This is a genomic window from Blautia sp. CAG:257 (assembly GCF_000433815.1).
Taxonomy (GTDB): domain Bacteria; phylum Bacillota; class Clostridia; order Lachnospirales; family Lachnospiraceae; genus Blautia_A; species Blautia_A caecimuris.
On record NZ_HF998991.1, the window covers coordinates 1 to 26,542 of the forward strand.

The window sequence follows — 26,542 nt, forward strand, 5'->3', positions numbered from 1 at the left end:
TACAGAGAGACATGGCTTAGGGGTGGAAAGTGTCAGGAGAATTATGGGAAAATACCAGGGAGAAATCAGTTTTGAATATAAAAATGGTTTTTTTGAGGTATCAATTATAATTACACAATAAAGGAGAAAAACAAAATGGAAACAAAACAGAATTACAACGGAAACATTAAAACAGAGATGGAAGAGCTTCAGAAATTAGAGCTGACAGTTGAATTGGAAGAAATGGCGTGGTCTACATGTGGAGGATTTGTTACACTGGTATGTTGCAGTTAACATGTTTCAGAATTTTTGCCGACAGGTCTTTGATCTTGGGATCAAAGACCTGAAAAACAGGAAAGCTATAGATATAAAAAAAACAGACTGTATTTCCGGCCTGATTCGTCGGCAGACAATTCAAAATATTGAGAGAATTGCTGAGCGTGTACTGATTCAGGATATTCACAGAAAAAAAGAAACGGGATTTCTTCAGGGAAAAACACCAGAAGAACAGTACCGGTTTTATCATGAAAAGTGGCTGGATTGCAGAGAAAACGTTTATAAGATTTTAAAAGAGTTTCCTGAACTCGCCAGACTGCTTTTTATGGAAATTCAATGTAATTATGAGCTGGCAGATGAAATCCTGGAGCATCTGGAAACAGATCACAGTCAGATCATAAAAACATTCTGTGATGGAAGGGACTTTGGGGATATACGTGAAGTCAGCTTTATGGGAGATGCTCACAACAGAGGGAAAAAGACTGCCAGAGTGGAGCTGGACAATGGGGTCACGGTGTATTACAAGCCTCACTGTCTCCAAAACAGTCAGAGATATCAGGAGATTTATGCATATCTTTGTAAAAAAGCAGGAATTTCCTGTATAGAACAGAGATATTTAATAAGAGATACTTACGGATGGGAAAAACATATAGAATGGCAGTGCTGCCATACGGAGGAGGAGGTCAGACGTTATTTTTTTCGCATGGGAATCCACTTAATGCTGGGCTATACTCTGGGAGTTACAGATCTTCATGGAGAAAATGTGATGGCTCACGGAGAACATCCGGTTATTATAGATCTGGAAACCTGTCCGGGATATATTATACAAACAGAAGAAAGTAGTGTAAGGAGAAAAACAGAAACACTTCTGGCAAAATCAGTTTTACATACAGGAATTTTACCTGTTCTGACCTGGGGAGCAGGAAAGGAAGCAGTTATACTCAGCGCTGTAAATACAGGCAAAATTGCGACTCCTTTCCGGGTTCCGGCAGTAAAAAAAGCAGAAACGTCAGAAATGTATATAGATTATCAGCCGGTAGAATTTGAAATAAAAGAAAATACACTGAAGATAAATGATAAAATCGTAAATGCATATGAATATGCAGGAAATCTGGAACAGGGATTTCGGTTTGCGTATGAAAAAGTATTAACAGATAAAGCGATAACAGAGATGCTGGAAGCTTTTTATGACACAGGAGCTCGCGTGATTTTGCGCCATACACAGCAGTATAGCATGTACAGGTTTCTTTCCTGGCATCCGGATTATGTGGGCGAAAGAAAGAGAAGAGCGCAGCTTTTACAAGTAATGCACAGGGAAGGGGAGACGGAAACACAGAAAAAAATACATGATTATGAAATACAGGATTTGCTGGAAAATGATATTCCATGCTTTCATACAGAGGGTAGGGAACGCTGTATTTACACCGGAGATGGGAAAAGTGTGAAAGACTATTTTCCTGTTTCACCCTATGAAGCCTGGAAGATTCATATGAAAGATTTAGGTAAAAAAGATTGTCAGTATCAGTGCGGTCTGATCCGGCTTTCTATGTCAATGCAGAGAAAAAACAGAAACAGTTTTTATAACACATATTCCGGAGCTGTGAAGAAAACACAGACAGCAAAGCAGATAAAAAATATAATTACCTGGATTGTAGATACGGCAGTTATTGCAGAGGACGGAGCCGGATGGACAGGCCTGCAGTTTTTTGAAAACGGTTTATGGAAAATGGTTCCTGCGGGAATGTATCTTTATGATGGTATTTCGGGAATTGCGCTGCTGCTTGGGGAGTATTTAAAATATTTTCAGGATGAAAAAGCCAAAAATATATTTGAACTTGCTGTAAAAAGAATGTGTGTATATACACGGGAACTGGAAACCGGACAGGTGAAAAGCTGTAACATAAGAACAGGAGTATTTGACGGAGAAAGTTCTGTTGTATATACGTTTCTGCTTTTATATGAGATAACAGGGGAGAAGAAATATCTGGATCATGCAGAAAAACATTTTGCTGCCATAAAAAAATATCTTCCGCAAGATGAGAATTATGATCTTTTAAGTGGAAATGCAGGAGCTGCGATCGCTGCGCTGAAGCTGTATCAGATAAAAAAAGAATGTGCAGAACCGGCAGAGGAATATCTGACAGTGGCGGTTGAAATTGAAAAGAATTTATGGAAACACAGACAGATCATGGAAAATGGCTGTGGATGGAAGCTTTCCTGTGTAGAAAGACCTCTGGCAGGAATGGCTCATGGAAACAGTGGATTTTTGATGGTTTATGCTGCGCTGTACCAGATCACCGGAAACAGAGAGTATTTGAAGAAAATCAATGCTCTTTGCGATTATGAAAACAGTTTGTACTCAGAGGAAAAGGAAAACTGGCTGGATCTCAGAAGCCCGGAAGATGAAAAGAAGGTAATGAATGCCTGGTGTCACGGGGCTCCCGGAATTCTTCTTGCCCGTCTGGAGCTTGAAAAAATAAGAGAAAATCATGACACAGAAGAAGATATGAAAAGAGCTTCACACAGTCTGTTTTGCGGAAACGAGGACGGCAAGATCTGCATTTGTCATGGACTGGCCGGGCGTATACTGATTATGAAGAAATATCTGGAACAGCATAAAAATCCTGAATTCAGAAAAATTTATAATCAAAAAATCCGGGAATTGATTTTTATGATGGAGCAGGAAGATAACCTAAATGCTTCGGAAACCCGGAATCCTGCATTTATGAACGGTATATCGGGAGTTGCATATGCTTTGCTGAAAATATATACAGAGATGAAATAAATATGGAAATCCGTATCAGATAAGCCTCACAGAAAACTGTGAGGCTTATTACATTATCTTTCACTGAAATATCCGGTGATCATCTGTTTTTTGATGCGATTTACATACTGGCGTGAAACATGAAGCTGTTCTGCGATTTCGGAATCAGTTTTATACTGGAAAAAGAAAAGAGACATAATTTGTCTGCGCATTCCTTTTTCCGGCAAGGCTTTGATATAGTTACAGATATCATAGTAGGATTCATCAAAGGAAGAGGGAGCAGAAAGCGTATCAATGGAATCTTCAATAGATTCTGACTGAGGTACAGATAAGCAGCCTCTGCAGAGGAAACGATAGCGGTTATGTACAGTTGTCTTTATATAATTCAGGCATTCTGCTTCTGTTTTTGCCGGATCCAGATAGGGTAAGGTTTCCAGTAATGCGATGTACAGTTCCTGCATGGCGTCATCATACTCCATACAGTGAAGTTTGGCAGCATATTTTTTCAGAAGAGGAGACATTCTCCTGCAGATTTCCTGTGCAGCCTGTACATCGCCGGCTTTTTGCTTTTGTATTAATGATATGATTGTTTCCATAAGACTACCTCCTTATAAGTGGAAGTAGTGAATGGAGAACAAAACAGAAACTAAGAAATGAAAAAATTTGAGAAATTTAAAGAAACTACAGAAATTAAATTAATTTACATTGCACCAGGTGATTATAAGCACAGGGAAAATGGGGAAAGAGATGTGACGGGGAATCTGAATTTTAATGGAAAAAGGGAAAAACATGTGATACAATAGAGCCACTTGATAACAGCAACGAGGTTACAGAGATGAATTACAGCCATACGGTAAAAGCCAGATTTCTGGACAGGCCCAATCGTTTTGTTGCTCATGTGGAGCTGGACGGGCAGACAGAGACAGTGCATGTAAAAAATACAGGAAGATGCAGGGAGCTTCTGGTTCCCGGATATGAGGTGATCCTTGAGGAAGGACAGAACCCGGCGCGGAAAACCAGATATGATCTGATCAGCGTGTGCAAGGAAGGCCGGTGGATCAACATGGATTCCCAGGCGCCTAATAAGGCGGCAGAGGAATGGCTTTTAAAGGGAGGATTTTTTCCGGAGGATATTTCTGTGTACAGAGAAAGGAAATACGGAAATTCCAGATTTGACCTTTATATTGAGTCGCCTGTGCGAAAGGCATTTATGGAAGTTAAAGGAGTAACGCTGGAAGAGGATAATATTGTACGTTTTCCGGATGCGCCTACAGAAAGAGGGATAAAACATGTGCGGGAACTGATCCGGTGCATGAAAGACGGATATGAAGCGTATCTTCTTCTGGTGATCCAGATGAAGGACGTCAGGTATTTTCAGCCAAACTGGAAAACTCATCCGGAATTTGGAATGGTTCTGAGAGAAGCGGCAGAAGCAGGGGTAAAGCTTCTGGCTTATGACTGCCTGGTAGGAGAAAATTTTATGGAGATCTGCGATCCGGTTTCCATAGATCTGGAGGTGCCTGATGGAGAATAGAATTCCTGTATATCAGGATGATCCGGACACATATATGGAAAATATATGTTCTGATAAGGTCAGTCAGAATGGAAGCGAAAATCCGTCAGTATTAAGTGGGATAGTTTCTCCTCTTATTAAATGGTACCGGGAAAATAAAAGGATTCTTCCGTGGAGAGATCAGAATAACGCCTATTATACCTGGGTATCGGAGATCATGCTCCAGCAGACCAGAGTGGAGGCGGTTAAGCCGTATTTTATAAGGTTTATTACAGAACTTCCGGATCCGGCGGCTCTGGCTTCCTGTCCGGAAAAGAAGCTTATGAAGCTGTGGGAAGGTCTGGGCTATTATAATCGTGTGAGAAATATGCAGGCCGCAGCCTGTACAGTTGTGGAGGAATATGGGGGGAAACTTCCTGAATCCTATGAGAAGCTCATGTCGTTAAAGGGTATAGGAAGCTATACGGCAGGAGCCATTGCTTCTATTGCATATGGCATTGCTGTTCCTGCTGTAGATGGAAATGTTCTGAGAGTTGTGTCAAGGATTACTGAGAGCAGAGAAGATATTATGAAGCAGTCGGTTCGCAAAAAAATGGAGCAGACCTTGAAAGAAATCATGCCTTCAGACTGCCCGGGAGATTTTAACCAGGCTCTGATGGAACTGGGAGCTGTGGTCTGTGTGCCAAACGGTCAGCCAAAGTGCGGGGAGTGTCCGGTACAGAAGCTTTGCAGGGCGCATCTGCATGATACAACAGAGGAAATTCCTGTAAAAGCGCCAAAAAAAGCCCGCAGAATAGAAAACAGAACGGTGCTTGTGATCCAGGACGGGGAGAGGACTGCCATACAGAAAAGACCGGATAAAGGACTTCTTGCAGGCCTTTATGAACTTCCAAATGTGAAGGGAACGCTTTCTGCGCAGGAGGCAGTAAAAGCTGTGGAAAAAATGAAGCTGGAGCCTTTGTATATTGAAGAGCTGGAACCGGCAAAGCATATTTTTTCTCATATTGAATGGAGAATGACCGGATATCGGATCAGGGTTTCTTCTCTGGAAACAAACAGAAATTCAAAACTTATTTTTGCAGATAAAAAGCAGTCTGACAGGCAGTATGCAATTCCTGCCGCATTTGGCGCTTATGTAAAGTACATGAAGGAGGAAACAAGATGAAACTGTTAAGTATTGCGATCCCCTGTTATAATTCAGAGGCGTATATGGAAAAATGCATTGATTCCCTGCTGGTGGGAGGAGAGGATGTGGAAATCCTTGTGGTGGATGACGGATCTTCAGACAGAACCGCAGAGATCGCAGACGCATATGCAGAAAAATATCCTACTATTGTAAAAGCGATCCACCAGGAGAACGGCGGTCACGGCGAGGCGGTAAACGCAGGAATACGCAATGCCACAGGTCTTTATTTTAAGGTGGTGGACAGTGACGACTGGGTAAATGCAGAGGCGTATGCTCAGATTCTGAAAACCCTGGAAGAGCTTATCAGAGGTTCAGAAACCGTGGATCTTCTGATCAGCAATTTTGTCTATGAGAAACAGGGGGCAAAACGAAAAAGAGTTATGCAGTACAGGCACTGTCTTCCTGTAAATGAAGTTTTTGGCTGGAATAAGGTACATATGCATAAGGGAAAATATCTTCTGATGCACTCGATGATCTACAGGACAAAGCTTCTTCATGACTGTGGTCTGGAACTGCCAAAGCATACGTTTTATGTGGATAATATCTTTGCTTTTGAGCCCCTTGTGCATGTAAAAAAAATGTATTATCTTGATGTGAACTTTTACAGATATTTTATCGGGCGTGAGGACCAGTCTGTGAATGAGGCTGTGATGATAAAAAGAATCGATCAGCAGCTTCGGGTAAACCGTATTATGGTAGATGTGTTCCACAGATGTAAATGCAATAATCATCATCTGAGAAAATACATGCTCAGTTACCTGGAAATTATTACCACGATTTCTTCCGTAATGCTGATCCGGGCAGAAACTCAGGAGGCTCTGGACAAGAAAAAGGAGCTGCTGGAGTATATCAGGGAGGAAGACCGCTGGATCTATCACAGGCTGCGCTGGGGAATCATGGGCTGCGCATCCAATCTGCCGGGCAAAGGCGGCCGCAAAACATTTATTGCAGCCTATAAGCTGTGCCAGAAATTTTATGGATTTAACTGATTGATTTGCCGGGCAGGATGACCTGGACAGGATCTTTTGCCAGGGAGGCTGTAAATTTTTTGCAGATACCTGCGGATTCCCCGTCTTTGTGTACGGCAAGGGGCTCTGAGCTGCGCACAGTGACCGCTTTGCAGCGAAGCTGATGAACACCCCGGAAAACAGTATGTTTTCCAAAAATAGAAAGAAAAAGACAGAAGATCAGAGCAGGGCGGCGCATACCCTCTACAATGATCACATCCAGAAATCCGTCATGGGAATCAGCTTCAGGGCAGAACCGGAAGCCTCCGCCCTCATATTTATGGTTCATAACTGCGGTGAGAAATACTTTTTCATAAAAGTGTTTTTCACCGTTTTCTGTTTCAATGGAAATACCTACAGGAGGAAGCAGAAGAAGCTGTTTCAGTCCTATGAGTAAATAGGCAAATTTTCCAAGATGAATACGGTTCATGAATTTTTTCAGAGGAGAGCGGTTGATTTCATGACATACAGCAGCGTCAAAACCGATCCCACAGCTTATGGCAAAACGGCAGCTTTGTCCATTGGCAGTAAATTCTGCCACGTCCATAGGCGTACAGGCAGCTTCTGACAGAATCGCATTCAGTGCATCCAGGGGTTTTTGGGGAAGCTGCATACTCCGGCAGAAATCATTGCCGGATCCGGTGGGAATATAGCCAAAACGTACGGAGCGCAGGCTGGGGATCCCGGAAAGCACTTCCTGGATCGTTCCGTCTCCTCCTACAGCTATAAGGCAGATGGAAGCAGGAGCCGCATCAGAAGAACATACAGAAGCGGCAAGCTTTACGGCATGTCCCGGATATTCTGTAAAATATGCTTTGTAGGGAATATAGTTTTTGTCCAGCACAGACTGAAGCTCGGACCAGATGCGGGCTCCAGCTCCTGAGCGGGAATTGGGGTTGATAATAAAATGATACATGGCTTCCTCCGAAATTATTTCTGTTATCATAGCATTTTCGACAGGAATTTACAATAATTTAACATGGGTTGTACCGGAAATTTAACGAAAGGCTTTTATACTTGAGATCAAATGGAAAATCCGGAGGTATGCAGATGATCTATCTGGTAGAAGATGATGAAAGTATTCGCGAACTTGTTGTATATACATTAAAAAGTCAGGATCTTGACGCAAAAGGCTTTGCGAAGCCGTCCTTATTCTGGAAGGAACTGGAAAAGGAGGTTCCTTCGCTGATTCTTCTGGACATTATGCTTCCCGAAGAGGATGGGATTTCTATTCTGAAAAAGCTGAGAGCAAGACCGGATACCAGGAAGCTTCCTATAATCATGCTGACTGCAAAGGGAAGCGAGTATGATACGGTTATGGGGCTGGACAGCGGAGCCGATGACTATATTCCAAAACCTTTCCGGATGATGGAACTGATCTCCCGTATTAAGGCGCGGCTTCGGAGGCTGGAAGACAAAGGCGCTGAGGAGTACAGGATCGGAAGCCTTTATGTATGCCCGTCCAGACATGTGGTGACAGTCAACAAAGAGCCTGTAAATCTTACGCTGAAAGAGTATGAGATGCTGTGTCTTCTTCTGAAAAACAGCGGAATGGTTCTTTCCAGAACACAGCTTCTTAATCAGATCTGGGGATATGAATTTGACGGGGAAAGCCGTACCGTGGATGTTCATATCCGGACTTTGAGACAAAAGCTGGGCGATGCAGGAGATTTGATCGAGACAGTGCGCGGAATCGGATATAAGATGGGGAAATAGACAGGGCTTGTCCTCTTTGTTCCTCCTGTGTTACAATTCCTTTGTGATAAGAGGAAAAGGTACATGGATGTGCCTGAAAATAATATCTGAAAGGAACTTGTATGAAATCATTAGTAATTGCGGAAAAGCCTTCTGTTGCAAGAGATATTGCCAGGGTCCTTCATTGCAGCCAGAAGGGAAACGGCTGTCTTGAGGGAAAAGATTATGTAGTTACCTGGGCGCTGGGACATCTTGTAACCCTGGCCGATCCGGAGGAATATGACAAAAAATATATGAAATGGGAGATGAATACCCTTCCCATGATGCCGGATCATATGAAGCTTGTGGTGATCCGCCAGACAGGTAAACAGTACAATGCAGTAAAAACTCAGCTTTTCCGAAAGGACATAGGAGACATTATCATTGCCACAGACGCAGGAAGAGAGGGCGAGCTGGTTGCCCGCTGGATCCTGGATAAATCCGGCTGCCGTAAGCCCATACGCCGACTGTGGATATCCTCTGTTACGGATAAGGCCATCAAAGACGGATTTCACAATCTGAAAGACGGAAGAGCTTATGACAACCTTTACCGGGCGGCGGTTGCAAGAGCAGAGGCAGACTGGCTGGTTGGAATGAATGGTACAAGAGCGCTTACCTGTAAGTATAATGCTCAGCTTTCCTGCGGCCGGGTGCAGACTCCCACTCTTGCCATTATTGCCATGCGGGAGAAGGAGATCAGGAGCTTTAAACCAAAGGAATATTTTGGCATTACAGTCAATGCAGGGGATATCACCTGGACCTGGAAGGACAGAAAGAGCGGAAGCTTCCGTACTTTCAGCAGAGAACGGGCAGAAGAAATTATAGAAAAAGTAAAAGGCAAAGCGCTTACTATTACCTCTGTGTCCAAAAAGCCGAAGAAAACATATGCGCCGGGACTTTATGATCTGACAACGCTTCAGAGAGAAGCCAATCAGAAATACGGATTTTCTGCAAAGGAAACTCTGAATATTATGCAGCGGCTTTATGAAAATCACAAGGTTCTCACTTATCCCAGAACAGATTCCAGATATATCGGGAAGGATGTGGTTCCCACCATTAAGGAAAGGCTGAAAGCCTGCGGTACCGGTCCTTACCGGAAGCTGGCAGGAGCGCTGCTTACCAGACCGGTTCAGGTAAACGGAAGCTTTGTGGATGACAAAAAAGTAAGCGATCATCATGCGATCATTCCAACGGAGCAGTTTGTACAGCTTGATCATATGACAAATGAGGAGCGGAAAATTTACGATATGGTTGTGCGGCGGTTTTTAAGCGTCCTTTATCCGGCGTTTGAATATGAGCAGACCTCCATGGAGGCAGAGGCAGAGGAATTCTGCTTTGCAGCCGGCGGAAAAACAGTGGTAAGTCCCGGATGGAAAGAGGTTTACGAGGGAGATTACCGGGACGAGGATGAAGATGAGGAGCAGGATATCAGGGATCAGAGCCTTCCTGTAAGAAAGCAGGGAGAAAAGTTTAAAACAGAAACTCTCCGTCTGAAGGAAGGAAAAACAAAACCTCCTGCAAGATTTACGGAAGCCACTCTTCTTGCTGCCATGGAAAACCCGGTTAAGTATCTGTCCACAGGGGACCGGCAGGCAGCAAAAACACTGGGGGAGACCGGAGGGCTTGGCACAGTTGCAACCAGAGCAGATATTATAGAAAAGCTTTTTAAAAGCTTTATGATGGAGAAAAAGGGAAATGAAATCCATCTGACTTCCAAGGCAAAACAGCTTCTGGAACTGGTTCCGGAGGATCTGAAAAAACCGGAGCTTACGGCGGACTGGGAAAAGAAGCTGTCTGATATTGCAAAAGGAAGTCTTCGGCAGGACGCTTTCCTGAGGGAAATCAGGGAATATACCTGTGAGATCGTGGACGAGATAAAAACAGGAAGCGGAACCTTCCGCCATGACAATATTACAAACAAAATCTGTCCGGACTGCGGCAGACGGCTTTTGGCAGTAAACGGCAAAAACAGTAAAATGCTGGTGTGCCAGGACAGAGAATGCGGATACCGGGAAACTGTTTCCAGAACTACCAACGCCCGTTGTCCAAAATGTCATAAACGAATGGAAATGATCGTGAAGGGCAAAGAAGAAACCTTTGTCTGTGCCTGCGGCTATAAAGAAAAATTATCCTCTTTCCAGGCCAGACGCAAAAAAGAGGGAGCGGGCGTGAATAAGCGTGACGTGCAGAAATATCTGCGACAGCAGCAGAAGGAGGCACAGGAGCCTGTAAACAACGTATTTGCGCAGGCTCTTGCCGGGATTAAGCTGGATTAATATGAATTATAAAGGGGCTGCATAAGGCAGCCCTGATTTTATATTACCTGATGGTTCAGCCATTTTCGATTTTTAAACCGGATGGTAAAGATCACACAGCGAATGGTCCAGTCGGTAAACATACCGATCCATACAGCCATAGGTCCCATGTGGAATACGCGGGCCAGTATCATTGCCAGGGTAACGCGGCACAGCCACATGGAAAGCACAGAAACAGTCATGCTGAATTTTACATCTCCGGCAGCGCGGAGTCCGTAGGCAGGAATAAAGGCCATTACCCATACAAGTGGCTTTACAATCGTGATCCAGGTTACCATGAAGATACACATTTTTGCACTGACAGGCTCCATGCCTCCGAAATGGGTGATTGGGCGGACCAGAGCATACATTACAAGGCAGGAAGCTGCCACAATGATTTCTGAAATAATACAAAGCTTTTTGATGTAGTAGACCGCCTCTTCCCTGCGGCCGGCGCCTAAGGATTCTCCAACCACAGTCATAAGCCCTACGCCTACGCCCATTGCCAGGATTCCGTTGAGATTTTCTATGATATTGGTCATGCCCTGGGCGGCGATTGCGGCAGTTCCCATAAGAGAAACCGTGGACTGAATGGCAAGCTTTCCAAACTGGAACATGCTGTTTTCCACACCGGAGGGAATACCGATATGCAGGATACGTTTAATTTCTTTCCAGTCGGGCCGGATGGAAAAATAATTTCTCAGAGGAATTTCAAGGCCGGGATTACGAAGCTTATAAGTTACTACAGCCATACTGAATATACGGGCAAGCATGGTGGCAGAGGCTGAGCCGGCCACACCCCAGTGGAATACCCATACAAAAACAAGATTCAGCACAAGGTTCAGGACATTTGCCCAGACAGAGATCAACATGGGAAGACGGCTGTTTTCCTGAGCTCTGAGAATAGATGATCCGTCATCATAAAGGGCAATAAATGGATAGGAGACAGCGGAAAAAAAGAAATAGATTCTGGCATTTTTCATAACAGCCGCTTCCACATCCCCGAAGATCAGTTTAAGAATGGGTCTGTTCAGCACAAGACAAGCTCCGGCAATGATCAGTGACAGAATAAAAGTGATAAAAACAAGCTGCCGTGCAGCTTCTCTGGCATGGTTTTCCTTTTTGCAGCCAAGATAATGAGAGCAGATAACCGTTCCTCCTGAAGCAAGGGCGAAAAAGGCCTGAACAACCAGAACGTTAATGGAGTCAACAAGGGAAACTGCGGAGATGGCAGCAGAGCCCAGATTGCTTACCACAAGAGTATCGACGGTTCCCATAAAGGAATTCAGAAGCTGGTCAAGGGCCAGCGGGATCAGAAGTGCAGCCAGTTTTTTATTGACAAAGAGTCTTGGCTGTACCGGCCGGACAACAGTTGTGTTTTTTCTTTTTTTCATATGAGGGATCCTTCCGTAAAATACTGACACATGGAACTGACCAAAAGCGCTGTCAGTTCTTTTGTATCAGAATACACCCGTAATATCTGCAAATGCAAGATATCCGAAGAGATTAAATTGTATATTTTTCTGTACGATATTACAGTTCAGCCTTATTACAGTACCCATGCGATCCTTGTAGAAAAATGGGGGATTTTGCTGCGGCTTGCAGGGATGAATAAGTTGTTGCAAAAAAAATTTCAGGGTATCACAGGAAAATCCAAGAAAAGGTTTCAAAAAAACACAAAATTCTATATAATATGATACAGGAATCAGCAGGACGTAAATGAGGACCTGCAAAGAGAGGAGAGGAAATGGAAAAATTCAGCTTAAAAAATAAAATACTGATTGGCGTTACCCTGTTTTCTATGTTTTTTGGGGCAGGAAATCTGATCTTTCCGCCATTTCTGGGAGCCCAGGCAGGGACACATACCTGGACGGCGTTTCTGGGATTTGCGGTCAGCGCAGTAGGTCTTCCCATACTGGGAGTGATCGCAGTGACAAAATCGGGAGGTCTGGATCATCTGGCATCCAGAGTACATCCGGGGTTTTCTTTTGTATATATTATGATTTTGTATCTGGCAATCGGTCCATGTCTTGCAATTCCCAGAACTGCAAGCACGTCCTTTTCCATGGCAGTAGTACCTTTTATGCCGGAGGGCGTTTCTGCGGCGCTGCCTCAGCTTCTTTATTCATTAGTATTTTTCGGGGCTGCCACGGCTGTTGCCATGCATCCTGAGAAGCTGACGGAATATCTTGGAAAAAGACTTACGCCGATTCTGCTGGTGCTGATCATTGTGCTGTTCGCTGCAGGAGCAGTTACTGCAGCAGGAGGAAGCAGTGTACTGGATGCGGCAGGGGCAGAGCCGGCGCAGCTTTATGTGAAAGGCGCGGCAGTACAGGGATTTCTGGATGGATATCAGACCATGGATACTCTTGCAGCGTTGAATTTTGGCATGATCGTGGCTTTAAATATTCAGGCAAAAGGAATAAAAAAGGAAAAGGCGGTAGTGAGGGAAACTATTTCAGCAGGATGGATCGCCGGTATCCTGCTTCTGGCTGTATATGGCATGCTGACCTATGTAGGAAAAATTTCGGGAATCACCTTTGCCGGCGCGGCCAATGGTACAGAGGTTCTGGTAGATATGGCAGGAGCTCTTTTTGGAAAGCTGGGAACGGTTATTCTTGCAGTGATTTTTGTAATTGCCTGCTTTAATACCTGTGTGGGGCTTTTTAGCTGCTGCGGAAAATATTTTGCAGGTATTTTCCCGAAAATCGGATACAGAGGCTGGGTATTTGTGTTTGCCTTTGTTTCCATGGTGATCTCAAATGTGGGACTTGATATGATCCTGCAGTATTCTGTACCTGTATTGAATGCTATTTATCCTATGGCGATTCTTCTGATCATTCTGGCGCTGGTCCATCGGTGGGTGGGCAGATTCAGAAGTATTTATCCCTGGACAGCTGCTTTATGTGGAATCAGCAGTGTACTTATTGTGCTGGACCAGAATGGGATCATCATTCCCGGAGTGACTGCTCTGATAAAAATGCTTCCGGCTTACGAAGCGGGATTTGGATGGCTTCTGCCTACTTTTGCGGGAGCGGCAGCAGGAATACTGACAGATCTAATAAAAAAACAGACGGTATAAAAGGAGGAGAAAAATGCCAGTTTTTGATTTTAATCATACACCGGAAAAGGGAACAGCTCCGGAATGTACGTATACTACTTTTTTGTCCGGAGAACCTGAGGCGACTGTGGAAAAGCCTATTCTGATTTTGGATAATCAGAAAAAGCAGTGGCCTCATCATTCCTGTGGAGTATTTACCAATCCGGTTCACAGAACTTCTTTTGAATTTAAAGAAGAGAGAGGCGTTGTCAGCGCAGATATACGGAAAATTGACGCCCGCTTTGTAAGCCTTATCAAATGGCTTGGAGAGAATCGGATCAATGTACGCCTTTCCGGAGAAAACCGTCCGGAAGGATACAGTGTTTACAGAATCCGTGAGATCGCCTTCGGAGGAGGAACAAAGCTTTCAGCAGAGGACGGTTTCCTTCAGTTTATGATTGAACGTCTTTTTGCCAGCAGTGCGCCTGCGGAGACTGCCTCAGATGAGGAAGAGGCAGAGGATGGAGATGAGATGAAGCTTACCAGTATTCAGAGTATTACGGATTTTATGACCTGCGCAGGCCGTACTCTGCCTGATAATATCCGTCTCTGGGCAAGAAGAAATCTTGCAGTGGCCCGTTCCGCAGAGGTTTCTCAGGAGGAACGCCGCCATGCACAGAGAGCCCTTTCCATTATGATGAATATTCAGTGGAAAAATAATTATTTTGAGTCCATTGACCCGAAAGAAGCCAGAAGGATCCTGGACGAAACCCTTTACGGAATGGAAAAGGTAAAGCAGCGCATTATTGAGACGATTATTCAGATCAACCGTACCCATACCCTTCCGGCTTACGGACTTCTTCTTGTGGGACCTGCGGGAACAGGTAAATCTCAGATTGCCTATGCGGTGGCAAAAATCCTGAAGCTGCCGTGGACAACTCTTGATATGAGTTCCATCAACGACCCTGAGCAGCTTACCGGAAGTTCAAGGGTTTATGCAAATGCAAAGCCGGGAATTATCCTGGAGGCGTTTTCCATGGCCGGGGAGTCGAATCTTGTGTTTATTATCAACGAGCTTGACAAGGCTGCAGCGGGAAAGGGAAACGGAAATCCGGCGGACGTACTTCTGACCCTTCTGGACAATCTTGGATTTACAGATAACTATATGGAATGTATGGTTCCAACATCCGGCGTTTATCCCATTGCAACAGCCAATGACAAATCTCAGATCAGTGCTCCTTTAATGTCCCGTTTTGCAGTGATCGAGATTCCGGATTACACACCGGAAGAGAAAAAAGTGATTTTTTCCAAATTTGCACTTCCCAAAGTCTTAAAGAGAATGGGGCTGGAACAGGAGGAGTGTATTATAGAAGGTGAAGCCCTTGACGCAGTGATCGAGAGATATGCGGATACTTCAGGAATACGCGATCTGGAGCAGGCGGCAGAGCATCTGGCAGCCAACGCTCTTTACCGGATCGAGGTGGATCATGTGAAGCAGGTGGTATTTACTTCAGAGATGGTGAAGGAACTGCTTGAATAAGTTTTACTCAGTACACGGGGAAAAAACCAGAGAAGACTTAAATAAGAATTTTTCGTTGCATTTCTTTTCTTCATCTGCTATACTGGCATCAGTATCCGGAAGAGCATTTCCGGAGCTGATGCTTATTTTAATTGAATAAACTGGTTCGAAACCCTCCCAGTATAAAAAACTAGGTTCTTTCAGGTATCTTTCTTTTGATGATGCCTTTTTCTGCGGAGGATTTTACTTTTATGGAAAAAGCTGTCGAAAGGAGGATTTTTTTATGTGCAGAATTGTAATTGACTGTGATCCGGGAATTGATGATTCCCTTGCGCTGATGCTGGCGCTTGCTTCACCGGAGCTGGATATTGCAGGGATAACAACGGTTTCCGGAAACGTTCCTGTTGATATGGGAACGGAAAATGCGGCAAAGGTACTTGCCTGGATGGGACGTACAGAAATTCCTATATATAAAGGAGAGGCGGTTCCCCTTAAACGGGAATATATAGATGCCATGGACACTCACGGGAGGGACGGCATGGGAGAAAGCTTTTATCCTGCAGTTTCTTATCCGAAGCAGGATAAGGATGCCGTACAGTTTCTGGAAGAACTTCTGGAAAAGGAAAAAATATCCATTATTGCTCTTGGTCCCATGACAAATCTGGCAAAGCTGTTTCTGAAACGCCCTGATCTTATGAAACAGGTGGAGGAACTTGTTTCTATGGGAGGAAGCTTCAAAAGCCACGGAAACTGTTCTCCGGTTGCAGAATATAATTACTGGTGCGACCCTCATGGAGCAGCAGCATGCTATGACGCTTTTGCAAAGGCCGGCAAAAAAATCCACATGATCGGACTTGATGTAACCCGAAAGATCGTCCTGACGCCGAATATTCTGGAATATATCTGTCGGCTTGATCCGAAAACAGGAGAGTTTATCCGCAGGATCACAGGTTTTTATATGGATTTTCACTGGGAATACGAGGGTATCATTGGCTGTGTGATCAATGATCCTCTGGCTGTAGCGTATTTTACAGACCGGGATATGTGCACAGGTTTTGACAGCTTTACGGCAGTGGAGACAGAGGGAATCAGCATTGGACAGACAGTGGTAGATTCTATGAATTTCTGGAAAAAAGAACCGAACAGCCATATTCTTACAGAAACTGACGGAAAGCAATTTATAAAGCTTTTCCTTTCAAGAATTTTGAAAAAAAATGATGGAAGCAGATACAGAGAAGAAGAACTGGATCTTCTGGATGAATTGTAGGAGGATGAAAGTATGAAAATTGAAAACAAAAAAATAACTACTTATCAGATTTGTCTTGTGGCGCTGGCTGTGGGCGTTAATATTGTAGGAGGACAGATCGCATTGTTCTTGAAGCTTCCCGTATATTTGGACAGTATTGGAACAATTTTTGTAGGCGCGGTTCTGGGACCGTGGTTTGGAATGATCCCCAATATTTTAAGCGGTATTTTTATGGGAATGACTGTAGATATTTACTCTTTGTATTTTGCTCCTGTAGGAATTGTGACAGGATTCTTAAGTGGCCTTGTATTTCAGAAAATGTCAGTAAAAAAAGGTAGGATTTTCCTGGCTGCAGCTGTGATCTCAGTTCCGGGAACCATTGTGAGCGCTTTGATCAATGCGGTTTTATTTGGAGGGGTAACCTCATCAGGGTCATCTATTCTTGTACAGATGCTTTCCAAAACACCTCTGGGACTGACAGGAAGTATTTTTACAGTTCAGTTTCTCACAGACTATGCTGACAGATGTATTTCTGTTTTTGCCGTAAGCGCGTTGATAACGGCAATGGGCGGAGGAATGGTAGCAAAGCTTTCAGGAAGGATAAATAATAATGGAACGATATAGCAGAATAACAGATAAAAATAAAAGAGAGATCGTACTTCTCAGAGCATTTCCCTGCGTGTGGGGAAAATGTACCTTCTGTGATTACATTGAGGATAACGGAAGGGACGAGGCGGAAATGGTCAGAGAAAACCGGGAAGCTTTAAAGGAAATCACTGGAGAGTTTGGCGTTCTTGAGGTAATCAACTCAGGAAGCTGTTTTGAACTTCCAAAGGAAACGCTGGAGGATATCCGCACAGTAGTCCGGCTGAAAAATATAAAAAGGCTGATTTTTGAAAGTCATTGGATCTATCGTAAACGACTTCAGGAAATGCGGGATTATTTTGGAATTCCTGTTACCTACAAGATGGGTGTGGAGACCTTTGATTATGATTTCCGGGAAAAGGTTCTGAACAAACATGCGGACTTCAAGACACCTATGGAGGCTGCGGAATACTTTGATTCTATCTGCCTGATGGTTGGAATCCAGGGACAGACAAAGGAAATGATCCGAAATGATATCGTCTGGTTAAAAAAATATTTTAATCATGGAACGGTAAATGTTTTTAATAATAATTCCACTCCCATCAAGAGAGACGAGGAGCTTGTGCGCTGGTTTATGGAAGAGTATCAGTGGCTTCTGGATGATCCTGATGTGGAAGTGCTGTATGAGATCACTGATTTTGGCGTAGGCTGAAAAAGGATTTCAGGTGAATATCACATGTCCGGGAAGGAAAACACAAAAACTGTATTGCTTTATTTATAGTAGAAAATGATAAAATTCCGGTGGAAGTTATCCGTACATCTTACAGAGAAAAGATTTTTTCTGTAAGATACACGAAGCTTCCGCCGGAATTTTTATTTGAGTGTTACAGGAATAGGCGCAACTGTACTATTTGGAATACAGTCCCATTCATAGTTTTTTGGACAGTATTGCAAACAAGGATCGTGCTGACGATAAAGAGTATAAAATATGGGACAGTTCAGCGCAGTTGATAAAACTGAGGGAAAAGAGGCTTCAGTTTAATTTTGCTGATAAGTTCTCAGGAAGTCGGCAATGTTTCTGGCTGCTTTTTCCAGAACCTCTACACGGGGCAGATATACAACACGGAAATGATCCGGTTCCTTCCAGTTAAAGCCGCCGCCGTGGATCAGAAGGATTTTTTTCTCACGGAGAAGATCCAGGGCAAATTTCTCATCATCTGTGATGTTGAATTTTTTCGTATCAATTTTCGGGAAAATATAAAATGCTGCCTTGGGTTTCACTGCGGTAATTCCCGGGATATCAGTAAGGGCTTTATAAATAAATTCTCTCTGTTCATAAATCCTTCCGCCGGGAACAATATAATCGTTTACACTCTGATGACCGCCAAGTGCAGTCTGTACAATGGACTGGGCAGGTACATTGGAGCACAGACGCATGTTGGACAGCATATTGATGCCCTCAATATAATCCTTTACATGTTTTTTATTTCCGCTTAGGATCATCCAGCCAATACGATAGCCTGCGATCATATGAGACTTGGAAAGACCGCTGAAGGTAACACAGAAAAGATCCGACGCAAGGGAAGCAATCGAAATATGCTTTTCTCCGTCCATAACAAGGCGGTCATAAATTTCATCAGAAAAAATAATAAGCTGATGACGTCTTGCAATATCAACAATTTTCTGAAGGATCTCTTCAGGATAAAGGGCGCCTGTAGGGTTATTGGGATTGATGATAACAATAGCTTTTGTCCGATCAGTGATTTTTTTTTCAATATCGTTAAGATCCGGATACCATTCGGACTGTTCATCACAGATATAGTGGACCGCTTTTCCTCCTGCCAGAGTGGCGCAGGCTGTCCACAGCGGATAGTCAGGAGAAGGAATCAGGATCTCATCTCCATTGTCCAGAAGTGCGGACATGGAAAGATTGATCAGTTCGCTGACACCGTTGCCCGTATAGATATCTCCAATAGAAATATTGGGAATATGCTTTAACTGAGCATACTGCATAATGGCTTTTCTCGCGGAAAAAAGTCCTTTGGCATCAGAGTAGCCTTCGCATTCGGTAAGCTGCTGACGCATATCGTAAATAACCTCATCCGGTGTGCGGAACCCGAAAGGAGCCGGGTTTCCGATATTTAATTTCAGAACGTGAGTGCCGGCCTCCTCCATTCTTCCGGCCTCTTCTACAACGGGACCTCTTACATCGTATAAAACATTATCAAGCTTTGAAGATTTTTTAAATTCGCGCATTGTTATTCCTCCTGTAGAGTATGTGTTTGTTCCGGCTGAACCAGATTCAGACCGGGATGGTTCAGAATAAGCAGCTGATGAAGCCGGGGGGGCCACAGCTGATTCGGCAGTCTGTGAAAAAGCGGATTTTTTTCTGGCATCTGCCTGAAATCCGGCAGTACTGAATTCGGAAAAGGCGCTGTCCTGATCGTGACCCAGCAGCCATTCGGAATCGGTGTGGAGAGTCTGCGCCAGAAAATTCAGGATATCTGTGCGGGGAACAGTTTTTCCACTGACATACTGGCTGACATGGCTTTTGCCAAGCTTCACTCCTGCAGAAGCAGCAGCCCGGACCAGATCCACTTGTTTCATATTCTGTTTTTCCATTGCAGCCCGGAGTCTGTCGGCAAACGATTCTTTTGGCATGGTCTGTACCTCCTGGAAAATACAAAAGTTCAATTTTAGCTTGTGATATATAAAGTTCAATTTAATAAAGAGAGTATATCACAGAAAGTTCAAAAGTTCAATATGAAAGTAGAGAGGAGAAAATAGATTTAAAGAATATGTTGGGATACATATAAAATTTGCCTACAAACCAGGCCGCATCTTGAAAAGCTGAATTTTTAGCGTAAACATAAAAAGAGGTCCCTGATTTTTTAATAAAGGTATATTAAAAAAGTAAGTGAAAAATAAAAACCTACTTGTATTTTCATATAAACAGCGTTATAATATGAATTACCGACATATGTCGATAATGAAAACGAGGTGATTTCATGGCAAGGCCAACAAGATGCAGGCGAATATGTGCGGAACCGGCGTATGACAGTTTCATTCCGGAGGGAATCAGCACTGGAGAGAGAACCTGCCTGACACTTGATGAATATGAAGCAATTCGCCTGATCGATCTTCAGAAATGTACACATGAACAATGTGCCAGACAGATGGATATTTCAAGAACTACAGTGACAGAACTGTATGAATCTGCGCGCTATAAGATTGCAGACAGTATAGTGAACGGCAAGGCGCTTGAGATTTCCGGAGGCAATTATCGGTTTTGTGACGGTACGGCAGATTTTTGCTGCAATACAGATTGTGGAAGGTCTGAAGAGACCGGCTGTGAATCAATTATAAGGATGAAAGGGGAATTTACAATGAGAATCGCAGTAACTTACGAAAATGGACAGATTTTTCAGCATTTTGGACACACAGAGCAGTTTAAGCTTTATGATGTTGAGGACGGTAAAGTAACAGGAAGTCAGGTAGTTGATACTAATGGACAGGGACATGGCGCGCTGGCCGGTTTTCTTACTCAGGCAAAGGTTGACGCCCTGATCTGCGGCGGAATTGGCGGAGGCGCTCAGAATGCACTGGCAGAAATGGGAATTAAACTTTTCGGAGGTGTTTCCGGATCAGCAGACGAGGCTGTAGAGGCTTATCTTGCTGGAAATCTTAATTACAACCCGGCAGTTCACTGCTCTCACCATGAGCATGAACATTCCTGTGGAGAACATCATTGTGGAGAAAACAAACACGGATGTTCCGGTAACTAAACAAAATAAATATCAGACAGAGAGAACCCCGCAGCCTCAGACTGCGGGGTTTTTTAAAATCTTTCTTTACAGATGACTCTGTTTCGTATAGTATGATAATACAAAAAATGAGAGGAGTCATTTCAGAATGAGAAAGATAGATAAAAATTTTTGTGCGTGGATGATGGCGGGGGTTCTTGCTGTGGGAACTTTATCCGGGGGATGGACTGCCCCGGCTCAGGTGTGGGCAGCCTCCGGAAAAAAGGAAGAGAAACAGAAAACAGACGAAAAAGCACAGGAGCAGCAGACGGAGGCTGCCGCTGAGGGAACGGTGCGCCCTTCGGATTATGTTCTTCAGCCACAGGAAAGCTATTCTTATGCGGACATGGGACTGTCCTTTCAGCTTCCGGAGGAACTTCTGAAGAAAATGGAAAGCAAAGAGGTGGTTATGCTTCCGGATGCAGAGCTTACGGAGGATGGCAGTAAACTGAAATACGGGCAGGTAAGCTGGAGCACTATGACGGAAGAGCAGAGAGAGGCGGAGGTTGATAAATCGGGAGACGGATATGCACAGTGGAAAGAAGGGCTTTCCCGAATAGGCGCTCTCGGAACCTACCATAAAGACCTGGAAAAAAAGCTGGACGAGCTTACCGGCTGTACAGAGCATGAAAAAATAGGTGTCAGTGAGGACGGAGATTATATTTATTATCTCAGTATGAATAAAGATGCAGATAAAGCTCTGACTGCATCCCTGAAAAAAATAGAAACAGAAATAACCAGAATGGTTTCTTATAATGAAGAAGAAATGGGAGAAGGCGACTCTGTGGGAAGCTTTACTACAGAGGATATTAACGGAGAAGAGTATACAGAAGCTGTTTTCCAGGAGGCAGATCTTACCATGGTCAATGTATTTGCTACCTGGTGCGGTCCATGTGTGAATGAAATTCCTTATCTGGCGGAGCTTGATGAAAAGATGAAGGACAAAGGAGTTCAGGTGATCGGCATTGTAATGGATGCGGTAAAGGGAACCGAAAAAGATGAAGAGGGGATTAAAAAGGCTCAGATCCTTGCAGAGAAGACAAAGGCAGAATATCCGTTCCTTCTTCCGGACTCCGGATATATGAACGGACGTCTGGCTTATGTACAGGCATTTCCGGAAACATTTTTTGTGGACAAAAACGGCAATATTGTAGGAGAAACCTACAGTGGAAGCCGCAGTCTGGAAGAGTGGGAAGAGATTGTAAATACGGAGCTGGAAGGTCTTAAGACAGATCAGGAGAAGGAAGATGGAGAGAAAAAATAAAAAACAGTCTTTTTCTGTGAGAATTTCAGAGAGAACCGCTTTTTTTCTGGGCATTGCCATTCTGATCCTGGGAGCCGCGTTTATGGTATTCGGCATCTGGCGGGGAGAAATGGCGGTTGTTCTTGAAAAGGCAGTAAATATATGCATGGAGTGTATTGGCATTGGATAAGAAAAAACGTACAAACGAATGGGGACGCCACAGAGTACAGATCCTCTGGGCTTTCCTGACAAACAGCTATCTGGTGGGTTTTGCAAAAGGAAAAATCTATCAGGGAAAACTTAAAAATCTCTGTGTTCCGGGACTGAACTGTTATTCCTGTCCCGGGGCTCTGGGGGCCTGTCCCATAGGGGCGATGCAGGCAGTGGTGGGAAGCTGGAATTTTAAACTGGCGTTTTATGTGGCTGGTTTCCTGATGTTTGTGGGAGCGCTTCTCGGCAGATTTGTATGCGGCTGGCTTTGCCCCTTTGGGCTGATCCAGGATCTGCTTCACAAAATTCCCTTTCCAAAAAAAATCAGCACCTTCCGGGGAGACAGGCTTCTTCGTAAGCTGAAGTATGGGATCTTTATTGTTTTTGTGATTTTGATGCCCATGTTTGTGGTGGATCTTCTGGGGCAGGGGGCGCCGTTTTTCTGCAAGCTGATCTGTCCGGCAGGAACTCTGGAGGGCGGCGTTCCTCTGGTGCTTCTTAATCAGGGAATGCGGAGCGCAATAGGATGGCTTTATGCATGGAAAAATCTGCTTCTGGCAGTGATCATTATTCTTTCTGTCATTATTTACCGGCCGTTCTGTAAATATATCTGCCCTTTGGGAGCAGTGTATTCATTGTTTCAGCCGATTTCTGTATTCCGATACAGAGTGGATCAGGAAGCCTGTACACACTGCGGAGCCTGCGCAAAGATATGCAAAATGCAGGTGGATCCCTCAAAAAGCCCGAATCATATGGAATGTATCCGCTGTGGTCAGTGTATAAAAGTGTGCCCCACATCGGCAATAACTTCTAATATCAGAAGAAATAAAAAACAATAATCAGGGGAAGGAGGTTTAAGTTCTTTTCCTGTTACAGAATCAGAGTGTCTGAGAAGGGCACTCTTTTTATTTTAGAATACGATACATAAAAACTGTTGTCTTTGTTCTACAGAACAAAGCTCAGATGTGCTATAATAGTCTGGAGAAAGCTGGTTGCTGGAAATTCTCAGAAACTTTTTACTGAACATAAAAAATACAGGAGTGTGATTTATGGGAAAACAAAGAACAAACCAACCGAGGCGAAAGAAGAAAAAGAAAGGAGATCTGCTGCTGACCCTGGCTCTGATCGCTGCAATTGCGGTATTTTGTTTTGCAGCATATAATCTGTTTCATATTTATACAGAGTACAAAAAAGGAACAGATGAGTACAACCACATTGAGCAGATGGCAGTAACAGACCGAGCTCCGGAAGACGAAGAACTGGTGGATGCGGTTTCGGGACCAAAACCGCCGATATCGGTGGATTTTGATACGCTGAAAAGTGTAAATCCGGATGTGGTAGGCTGGATCTATATAGAAGCTCTGGATAATATCAATTATCCTGTGGTACAGGGGGATGATAATGAAACCTATCTTCATACCACATACGAAAACAATTACAATTTTGCGGGAACAATTTTTGTGGACTATGAGAACAGTAGCGACTTCAGTGACTGCAACACATTAATATATGGTCACAATATGAAAAACGGTTCCATGTTTGGAAATCTGAAAAAATTTACAGAGGATCAGTCCACCTATGAAAAAAGTAAATATTTCTGGATCCTTACCCCGGAAAAAAATTACCGCTATGAAATTATTTCTGCATATACAACAGGAGTAAACAGTGATACCTATACCCTGTTTAAGGGACCGGGGGAAGAATACCAGAATTACCTGAATACGATTCAGGGATATTCAGAGATTAAAACAGAAGCCACTGAGCTTACGGTCAAGGACAAAATTGTTACACTTTCCACCTGTACAGGAAATGAAGCGACCAGATTTGTTGTGCAGGGAAAACAGGTGAATGTAGAACCGGCAGGCTGAACAGGCAGAAGGGAAGGCGAAAGCTATGCAGAACAGTATTGAAAAACTGCAGGAAATAGTAGACAGATACGATAATCTTGTATTTTTTGGCGGCGCAGGTGTTTCCACAGAGAGCGGCATACCGGATTTTCGGTCTGTAGATGGTCTTTATAATCAGAAATATGATTTTCCGCCGGAAACGATTTTAAGTCATACGTTTTTTATGAGACGCCCGGAAGAATTTTATAAATTTTACAGAGATAAAATGTTGTGTGATACAGCAAAGCCAAATGGAGCGCATCTGAAGCTGGCAGAGCTTGAAAAAGCCGGCAAGCTGAAAGCGGTGATCACACAGAATATAGATAATCTTCATCAGATGGCAGGAAGCAGAAGAGTTATGGAGCTTCACGGAAGCGTGTACCGGAATTACTGTATGAAATGTGGAAAATTTTATGATTTTTCTTACATAAAAAACAGTACCGGCGTACCTCACTGTGAATGTGGGGGGATCGTCAAGCCGGATGTAGTGCTTTATGAGGAAGGCCTTGATCAGCAGACCCTGACAGATTCTGTGCGTGCAATTTCCCAGGCGCAGGTTTTGATCATAGGAGGTACGTCTCTTGCCGTTTATCCGGCTGCCAGCCTGATCGATTATTTCAGGGGAGAATGTCTGATTGTGATCAATAAGGCTCCCACACCAAGAGACCGCAGCGCGGATCTTCTGATCAAAGAGCCGATCGGACAGGTTTTTTCACAGATCAAAGTAAAAGGAGAATAGCAGATGGGTTATATCTATGAGGTAGGAGATGTTGTGACACTGAAAAAAGGTCATCCCTGCGGAAGCAGAAACTGGGAGATCCTGCGTGTAGGCGCGGATTTCAGACTGAAGTGTATCGGCTGTGGACATCAGATCATGGTTCCCCGTAAAATGGTGGAAAAAAATACAAAAAATCTGAAAAAAGCAGAACCGGGCAGTTGATAAGGAGCCATTGGATGAAAGGAGGCTGAATTTAATGTGGAATAAAATTAACAGGATTTTAAAGGGACAGCTTGTAACCTCACTTCTGTACACGCTCCTTGGTCTGTGCTTTGTGCTGATGCCTGTGGACGCGGTAAATGCAATCTGTAAATTTGTGTTTGGGATTCTTCTGATACTGGCAGGAATTTACCATATTCTGATCTATGTGCTGGAGAAAATGAACGCCACACTTCTGGATCTGCTTTCAGGGGGAATGCTTCTGGTGATCGGGATCTTTCTTTTTTACAATCCGCAGATCGTGGTTAAGCTTCTTCCGGTTCTCCTTGGAACCTTTGTGCTTGTAGATTCCGTGTGGGTACTGAAAGGAAGCCTGCGCCTGAAAAAAGCAGGAAGAGGGGAATGGAAAATCCTTCTGATCGGAAGTCTTATTTTTATAGGATTTGGTATTGCCATGGTTATTAATCCCTTTACCATGATCAAATATACAGTGATTTTTGCTGGAGGTGTAATGCTGGCAAACGGTGTGGTGGATTTTGTCTTTCTTGTACTGATCCGCCGGGGAATGAAAAAGGCTGAAGAGGCTGTGGAAGAAGCTGTGGAGCAGATGAAAGAAGCTGAGATAAAAGAAGCTGAGGTAAAAGCAGAAGAACCGGAAGCCGACAGAGACACAGAAAAGGAACCGGAGTATACCGCATGGAGTGACCGAAGAACAGTTTTAGAACAGAAATCAGAAAAAAAGGAGGAGCAGGAAGATCCGGAAACAGCAGGTTCCAGGCAGGAAGATTCAGAACCGGTTGTTTCAGATGCAGAAGAATATTACAGAAAACAGGCAGAAAAAGAATCAGAAGAGGAATGATCTGATACAGAAATATTGATATTTTTAAATATCATGAAAAACAAACATATTTCTTGAATTTTTATCATGGAAGAATTGTATTCTCAATTCTATAATAAAAACAGGTTAAATCAAACGGGTAACATGTTTAGCTGTATTTTATAGAAAAGGAGAGGATATCACATGAAAATGAAAAAACTTACAGCAATGGGTATGGCTGCACTGATGGCAGCGACAATGATTCCGGCAGTTCCTGTTATGGCAGAAGGCGAAGGAAAAGTATATTATCTGAACTTTAAACCGGAGGCTGATGAAGCATGGCAGAATCTGGCAAAAGCGTACACAGAGGAAACAGGAACAGAAGTAACAGTTGTTACAGCAGCATCCGGCCAGTACGAGACAACACTTCAGTCTGAAATGGCAAAAAGTGATGCTCCTACCCTTTTCCAGGTAAACGGTCCTGTTGGCCTTAAGAACTGGAA

The 26,542-nt window shown here is 43.7% G+C and carries 27 protein-coding genes and 1 riboswitch; of the genes, 23 read left to right on the top strand and 4 right to left on the bottom strand.

Annotated features, from left to right (window positions below):
- The 3 genes from QVP40_RS13960 to lanM form a co-directional block, all read left to right on the top strand.
- The coding region (locus tag QVP40_RS13960) for a GHKL domain-containing protein (RefSeq protein ID WP_442852276.1) at positions 1-121 on the top strand (121 nt) is incomplete at its 5' end.
- A gap of 14 nt (positions 122-135) precedes the next feature.
- Positions 136-273: a hypothetical protein gene (locus QVP40_RS01590; protein WP_022066765.1), complete on the top strand. Its 138-nt coding sequence runs from the start codon at positions 136-138 to the stop codon at positions 271-273.
- Between the two features lies 1 nt (position 274).
- Entirely contained in the window at positions 275-3,040 is a 2,766-nt protein-coding gene (gene lanM / locus QVP40_RS01595; protein WP_288200150.1) for a type 2 lanthipeptide synthetase LanM, read from the top strand.
- 53 nt (positions 3,041-3,093) lie between these two features.
- Here the strand turns inward: lanM and QVP40_RS01600 are convergent, their stop codons facing one another.
- A complete protein-coding gene (locus QVP40_RS01600) occupies positions 3,094-3,615 on the bottom strand; it encodes an RNA polymerase sigma factor (protein WP_022066767.1) in 522 nt (173 codons plus the stop codon).
- Positions 3,616-3,672: 57 nt separating this feature from the next.
- Between QVP40_RS01600 and QVP40_RS01605 the strand changes: the two genes are divergently transcribed.
- The 4 genes from QVP40_RS01605 to QVP40_RS01620 are packed head-to-tail and all read left to right on the top strand — an operon-like array spanning position 3,673 to position 6,707.
- Positions 3,673-3,822, top strand: a complete 150-nt coding sequence (locus QVP40_RS01605) for a hypothetical protein (RefSeq protein ID WP_287573693.1) — start codon at positions 3,673-3,675, stop codon at positions 3,820-3,822.
- Positions 3,823-3,854: 32 nt separating this feature from the next.
- Positions 3,855-4,553 carry a DNA/RNA nuclease SfsA gene (gene sfsA / locus QVP40_RS01610; protein ID WP_022066768.1) on the top strand — a complete coding sequence of 233 codons (699 nt, stop codon included), beginning with the start codon at positions 3,855-3,857 and terminating at the stop codon, positions 4,551-4,553.
- Between the two features lie 34 nt (positions 4,554-4,587).
- On the top strand, positions 4,588-5,697 hold the full coding sequence (gene mutY / locus QVP40_RS01615; RefSeq protein ID WP_442852277.1) for an A/G-specific adenine glycosylase: 1,110 nt from the start codon (positions 4,588-4,590) through the stop codon (positions 5,695-5,697).
- Positions 5,694-6,707: a glycosyltransferase family 2 protein gene (locus QVP40_RS01620; RefSeq protein WP_022066770.1), complete on the top strand. Its 1,014-nt coding sequence runs from the start codon at positions 5,694-5,696 to the stop codon at positions 6,705-6,707. The genes mutY and QVP40_RS01620 overlap by 4 nt, the downstream gene beginning before the upstream one ends.
- Here the strand turns inward: QVP40_RS01620 and QVP40_RS01625 are convergent.
- Positions 6,700-7,641 carry a diacylglycerol/lipid kinase family protein gene (locus tag QVP40_RS01625; protein ID WP_022066771.1) on the bottom strand — a complete coding sequence of 314 codons (942 nt, stop codon included), beginning with the start codon at positions 7,639-7,641 and terminating at the stop codon, positions 6,700-6,702. The two genes, QVP40_RS01620 and QVP40_RS01625, sit on opposite strands and share 8 nt — an antisense overlap.
- Before the next feature lie 134 nt (positions 7,642-7,775).
- Between QVP40_RS01625 and QVP40_RS01630 the strand changes: the two genes are divergently transcribed.
- Together QVP40_RS01630 and QVP40_RS01635 are read left to right on the top strand one after the other, a co-directional pair.
- Positions 7,776-8,441 carry a response regulator transcription factor gene (locus tag QVP40_RS01630; protein ID WP_022066772.1) on the top strand — a complete coding sequence of 222 codons (666 nt, stop codon included), beginning with the start codon at positions 7,776-7,778 and terminating at the stop codon, positions 8,439-8,441.
- Positions 8,442-8,542: 101 nt separating this feature from the next.
- Complete coding sequence (locus tag QVP40_RS01635; protein ID WP_022066773.1) at positions 8,543-10,735, top strand: DNA topoisomerase III; 2,193 nt, start codon at positions 8,543-8,545, stop codon at positions 10,733-10,735.
- Positions 10,736-10,773: 38 nt separating this feature from the next.
- On the opposite strand, the gene QVP40_RS01640 is transcribed toward QVP40_RS01635, so the two are convergent.
- Positions 10,774-12,147 (bottom strand): MATE family efflux transporter, encoded by a 1,374-nt coding sequence (locus tag QVP40_RS01640; protein ID WP_022066774.1) that lies wholly within the window; start codon positions 12,145-12,147, stop codon positions 10,774-10,776.
- Between the two features lie 353 nt (positions 12,148-12,500).
- Here QVP40_RS01640 and brnQ point away from each other — a divergent pair, with 353 nt between their 5' ends.
- From brnQ to QVP40_RS01665, 5 genes are all read left to right on the top strand, one after another.
- Entirely contained in the window at positions 12,501-13,835 is a 1,335-nt protein-coding gene (gene brnQ / locus QVP40_RS01645; RefSeq protein WP_022066775.1) for a branched-chain amino acid transport system II carrier protein, read from the top strand.
- Between the two features lie 13 nt (positions 13,836-13,848).
- Positions 13,849-15,333: an AAA family ATPase gene (locus QVP40_RS01650; protein WP_022066776.1), complete on the top strand. Its 1,485-nt coding sequence runs from the start codon at positions 13,849-13,851 to the stop codon at positions 15,331-15,333.
- Between the two features lie 134 nt (positions 15,334-15,467).
- A riboswitch (PreQ1 riboswitch) is annotated at positions 15,468-15,512 on the top strand.
- Positions 15,513-15,595: 83 nt separating this feature from the next.
- Positions 15,596-16,579, top strand: coding sequence for a nucleoside hydrolase (locus QVP40_RS01655; RefSeq protein WP_022066777.1), 984 nt, complete (start codon positions 15,596-15,598; stop codon positions 16,577-16,579).
- A gap of 12 nt (positions 16,580-16,591) precedes the next feature.
- The gene (locus tag QVP40_RS01660; RefSeq protein WP_022066778.1) at positions 16,592-17,182 is read left to right on the top strand and encodes a hypothetical protein; all 591 of its coding nucleotides are present in this window, start codon (positions 16,592-16,594) and stop codon (positions 17,180-17,182) included.
- Positions 17,169-17,855: a radical SAM protein gene (locus QVP40_RS01665; RefSeq protein ID WP_022066779.1), complete on the top strand. Its 687-nt coding sequence runs from the start codon at positions 17,169-17,171 to the stop codon at positions 17,853-17,855. The genes QVP40_RS01660 and QVP40_RS01665 overlap by 14 nt, the downstream gene beginning before the upstream one ends.
- A gap of 326 nt (positions 17,856-18,181) precedes the next feature.
- Here the strand turns inward: QVP40_RS01665 and QVP40_RS01670 are convergent, their stop codons facing one another.
- The gene (locus QVP40_RS01670; protein WP_022066780.1) at positions 18,182-19,804 is read right to left on the bottom strand and encodes an aminotransferase class I/II-fold pyridoxal phosphate-dependent enzyme; all 1,623 of its coding nucleotides are present in this window, start codon (positions 19,802-19,804) and stop codon (positions 18,182-18,184) included.
- A 347-nt stretch (positions 19,805-20,151) separates the two neighbouring features.
- On the opposite strand from QVP40_RS01670, the gene QVP40_RS01675 reads away from it, so the two are divergent.
- The 9 genes from QVP40_RS01675 to QVP40_RS01715 all read left to right on the top strand — a co-directional run.
- Positions 20,152-20,928 (top strand): DUF134 domain-containing protein, encoded by a 777-nt coding sequence (locus QVP40_RS01675; protein WP_022066781.1) that lies wholly within the window; start codon positions 20,152-20,154, stop codon positions 20,926-20,928.
- Between the two features lie 127 nt (positions 20,929-21,055).
- Positions 21,056-22,210, top strand: a complete 1,155-nt coding sequence (locus tag QVP40_RS01680) for a TlpA family protein disulfide reductase (RefSeq protein WP_022066782.1) — start codon at positions 21,056-21,058, stop codon at positions 22,208-22,210.
- Positions 22,194-22,379: a CD1871A family CXXC motif-containing protein gene (locus QVP40_RS01685; RefSeq protein ID WP_022066783.1), complete on the top strand. Its 186-nt coding sequence runs from the start codon at positions 22,194-22,196 to the stop codon at positions 22,377-22,379. Before QVP40_RS01680 ends, QVP40_RS01685 begins: the two co-directional genes overlap by 17 nt.
- Positions 22,372-23,238, top strand: a complete 867-nt coding sequence (locus QVP40_RS01690) for a 4Fe-4S binding protein (protein ID WP_022066784.1) — start codon at positions 22,372-22,374, stop codon at positions 23,236-23,238. Before QVP40_RS01685 ends, QVP40_RS01690 begins: the two co-directional genes overlap by 8 nt.
- A 210-nt stretch (positions 23,239-23,448) precedes the next feature.
- Complete coding sequence (gene srtB / locus QVP40_RS01695; protein ID WP_022066785.1) at positions 23,449-24,267, top strand: class B sortase; 819 nt, start codon at positions 23,449-23,451, stop codon at positions 24,265-24,267.
- A 25-nt stretch (positions 24,268-24,292) separates the two neighbouring features.
- Positions 24,293-25,024, top strand: coding sequence for an NAD-dependent protein deacylase (locus QVP40_RS01700; protein ID WP_022066786.1), 732 nt, complete (start codon positions 24,293-24,295; stop codon positions 25,022-25,024).
- 3 nt (positions 25,025-25,027) lie between these two features.
- Positions 25,028-25,225, top strand: coding sequence for a DUF951 domain-containing protein (locus QVP40_RS01705; protein ID WP_022066787.1), 198 nt, complete (start codon positions 25,028-25,030; stop codon positions 25,223-25,225).
- A gap of 34 nt (positions 25,226-25,259) precedes the next feature.
- Positions 25,260-26,081 carry an HdeD family acid-resistance protein gene (locus QVP40_RS01710; protein ID WP_022066788.1) on the top strand — a complete coding sequence of 274 codons (822 nt, stop codon included), beginning with the start codon at positions 25,260-25,262 and terminating at the stop codon, positions 26,079-26,081.
- Between the two features lie 162 nt (positions 26,082-26,243).
- Positions 26,244-26,542: extracellular solute-binding protein (locus tag QVP40_RS01715; protein ID WP_288200158.1), on the top strand; the 299-nt coding region annotated here is incomplete at its 3' end.

Coding starts and splice junctions, on each gene's coding strand:
- QVP40_RS01590 (WP_022066765.1), top strand. CDS start 136: ATGGAAACAAAACAGAATTACAACGGAAACATTAAAACAGAGATGGAA.
- lanM (WP_288200150.1), top strand. CDS start 275: ATGTTTCAGAATTTTTGCCGACAGGTCTTTGATCTTGGGATCAAAGAC.
- QVP40_RS01600 (WP_022066767.1), bottom strand. CDS start 3,615: ATGGAAACAATCATATCATTAATACAAAAGCAAAAAGCCGGCGATGTA.
- QVP40_RS01605 (WP_287573693.1), top strand. CDS start 3,673: ATGAAAAAATTTGAGAAATTTAAAGAAACTACAGAAATTAAATTAATT.
- sfsA (WP_022066768.1), top strand. CDS start 3,855: ATGAATTACAGCCATACGGTAAAAGCCAGATTTCTGGACAGGCCCAAT.
- mutY (WP_442852277.1), top strand. CDS start 4,588: ATGGAAAATATATGTTCTGATAAGGTCAGTCAGAATGGAAGCGAAAAT.
- QVP40_RS01620 (WP_022066770.1), top strand. CDS start 5,694: ATGAAACTGTTAAGTATTGCGATCCCCTGTTATAATTCAGAGGCGTAT.
- QVP40_RS01625 (WP_022066771.1), bottom strand. CDS start 7,641: ATGTATCATTTTATTATCAACCCCAATTCCCGCTCAGGAGCTGGAGCC.
- QVP40_RS01630 (WP_022066772.1), top strand. CDS start 7,776: ATGATCTATCTGGTAGAAGATGATGAAAGTATTCGCGAACTTGTTGTA.
- QVP40_RS01635 (WP_022066773.1), top strand. CDS start 8,543: ATGAAATCATTAGTAATTGCGGAAAAGCCTTCTGTTGCAAGAGATATT.
- QVP40_RS01640 (WP_022066774.1), bottom strand. CDS start 12,147: ATGAAAAAAAGAAAAAACACAACTGTTGTCCGGCCGGTACAGCCAAGA.
- brnQ (WP_022066775.1), top strand. CDS start 12,501: ATGGAAAAATTCAGCTTAAAAAATAAAATACTGATTGGCGTTACCCTG.
- QVP40_RS01650 (WP_022066776.1), top strand. CDS start 13,849: ATGCCAGTTTTTGATTTTAATCATACACCGGAAAAGGGAACAGCTCCG.
- QVP40_RS01655 (WP_022066777.1), top strand. CDS start 15,596: ATGTGCAGAATTGTAATTGACTGTGATCCGGGAATTGATGATTCCCTT.
- QVP40_RS01660 (WP_022066778.1), top strand. CDS start 16,592: ATGAAAATTGAAAACAAAAAAATAACTACTTATCAGATTTGTCTTGTG.
- QVP40_RS01665 (WP_022066779.1), top strand. CDS start 17,169: ATGGAACGATATAGCAGAATAACAGATAAAAATAAAAGAGAGATCGTA.
- QVP40_RS01670 (WP_022066780.1), bottom strand. CDS start 19,804: ATGCCAAAAGAATCGTTTGCCGACAGACTCCGGGCTGCAATGGAAAAA.
- QVP40_RS01675 (WP_022066781.1), top strand. CDS start 20,152: ATGGCAAGGCCAACAAGATGCAGGCGAATATGTGCGGAACCGGCGTAT.
- QVP40_RS01680 (WP_022066782.1), top strand. CDS start 21,056: ATGAGAAAGATAGATAAAAATTTTTGTGCGTGGATGATGGCGGGGGTT.
- QVP40_RS01685 (WP_022066783.1), top strand. CDS start 22,194: ATGGAGAGAAAAAATAAAAAACAGTCTTTTTCTGTGAGAATTTCAGAG.
- srtB (WP_022066785.1), top strand. CDS start 23,449: ATGGGAAAACAAAGAACAAACCAACCGAGGCGAAAGAAGAAAAAGAAA.
- QVP40_RS01700 (WP_022066786.1), top strand. CDS start 24,293: ATGCAGAACAGTATTGAAAAACTGCAGGAAATAGTAGACAGATACGAT.
- QVP40_RS01705 (WP_022066787.1), top strand. CDS start 25,028: ATGGGTTATATCTATGAGGTAGGAGATGTTGTGACACTGAAAAAAGGT.
- QVP40_RS01710 (WP_022066788.1), top strand. CDS start 25,260: ATGTGGAATAAAATTAACAGGATTTTAAAGGGACAGCTTGTAACCTCA.